At 72.2% G+C, this 1,459-nt stretch carries 2 protein-coding genes; both read left to right on the top strand.

Annotated features, from left to right (window positions below; translation table 11 throughout):
• The coding region (locus AC1D2K_RS34610) for a type III PLP-dependent enzyme domain-containing protein (RefSeq protein WP_478094949.1) at window positions 1–797 on the top strand (797 nt) is incomplete at its 5' end.
• 8 nt (window positions 798–805) lie between these two features.
• On the top strand, window positions 806–1,459 hold a 654-nt coding region (locus tag AC1D2K_RS34605; RefSeq protein WP_478094947.1), incomplete at its 3' end, for a MurR/RpiR family transcriptional regulator.

Here is a 1,459-nt window from a genome sequence, read left to right as displayed (position 1 = left end):
GGTCGGGCCGCCGTTTCGACGTGCTGGTCGAGATCGGCGTGCCGGGCCAGCGCACCGGCTGCCGCACGCGCGAGGAGGCCCTGGCGCTGGCCGCCGCCGTCGCGCGCTCGTCCGCCGCGCAACTGGGCGGCATCGAGTGCTACGAGGGCGGCCTCGCGACCTGCGACAGCGCGCATGACGCGCGCGAAGTCACGGCGCTCGTGAACCGCGTGCTGGAAGTGGCGCAAGCCTGCGATGCGCAGCAGCTGTTCTGCGACCCCACCGTGATGCTGACGGCCGGCGGCTCGGCCGTGTTCGACCTGGTGCTGCCGTTGCTGCGCGCGCAGGGCCTGTCGCGTCCGGTGCAGGGCGTGCTGCGCTCGGGCTGCTACATCACGCACGACCACGGCAACTACGCGCGCTTCCTGAAGCAGGTCGAGCGGCGCGAGGGGCTGGATGCCTCGCTGCGCGCGGCGCTCGAAGTCTGGGCCATGGTGCAGTCGGTGCCCGAGCCCGGCCTGGCCTTGCTGACCTGCGGCCGGCGCGACATCTCCTACGACCTCGAGATGCCGATCCCGGTGCGCCATGCCCCGCGCGGTGCGCGCAGCCCGGACGCCGCACCGCCGGGCTGGCGCGTCAGCGCCCTCAACGACCAGCATGCCTACCTGCGCTTCGACCCCGCGGGGCCCGCGCCGCGGGTCGGCGACCGCGTGGCCCTGGGCATCTCCCACCCGTGCACCACCTTCGACAAGTGGCGCTGGCTGGCGCTCGTCGAGGACGATGGCGCGGTCACCGGTGCGGTCAGCACCCGCTTCTGAAGGACGCAATGAACGGTTCCTCCGCTCAATTGTTGCAGCGCCTGCGCGAGCGCATGGCCGAGCTGCCGGCCGCCCAGCGCAGCGTGGTGCAGTGCGTGCTCGAAGACCCGCGTGCGGCCGTGGCCGCCACCGTCGAGCAACTCGCGCAGCAGGCCGGCGTCTCGATGCCGACCATCGTGCGCACCTGCCGCAGTTTCGGCTTCGAGTCGGTGCGCGAGTTCATGCTGGCGCTGGCGCAGGACCTCGCGGTCACCGGCTCCTACCTGCACCGCAGCGTGCTGGCCGAGGACAGCGCGGGCGACGTCGCCAGCAAGATCATCCATGCGGCCGTCTCCTCGCTGACCGAACTGGGCCGCCGCATCGACGTCGAGGTGATCGACCAGGTCGCGAGCCGCCTGGCCGAGGCCAGACGCATCGACTGCTACTCGGTGGGCGCGGCCTCGACCTTCATGGCGAACGAACTGCAGAGCCGCCTGTTCCGGCTCGGCTGCAACTCCAACGCCTTCTTCGATCTGCACCAGCAACTGGTCTCGGCCAGCACGCTGGGGCCCGACGGCGTCGCCTTCGTGATCTCGCACGTGGGCCGCATGCCCTACACGCTGGAGGCGGCGCGGTTCGCGCGCTCGCAGGGCGCCACCGTGGTGGCGCTCACGCAGCCCGAC

It is taken from the genome of Variovorax sp. P1_H12_2, assembly GCF_056405335.1.
The sequence above is the reverse complement of the archived record's forward strand: the minus strand, read 5'-3'. Positions and strand labels throughout refer to the sequence as shown.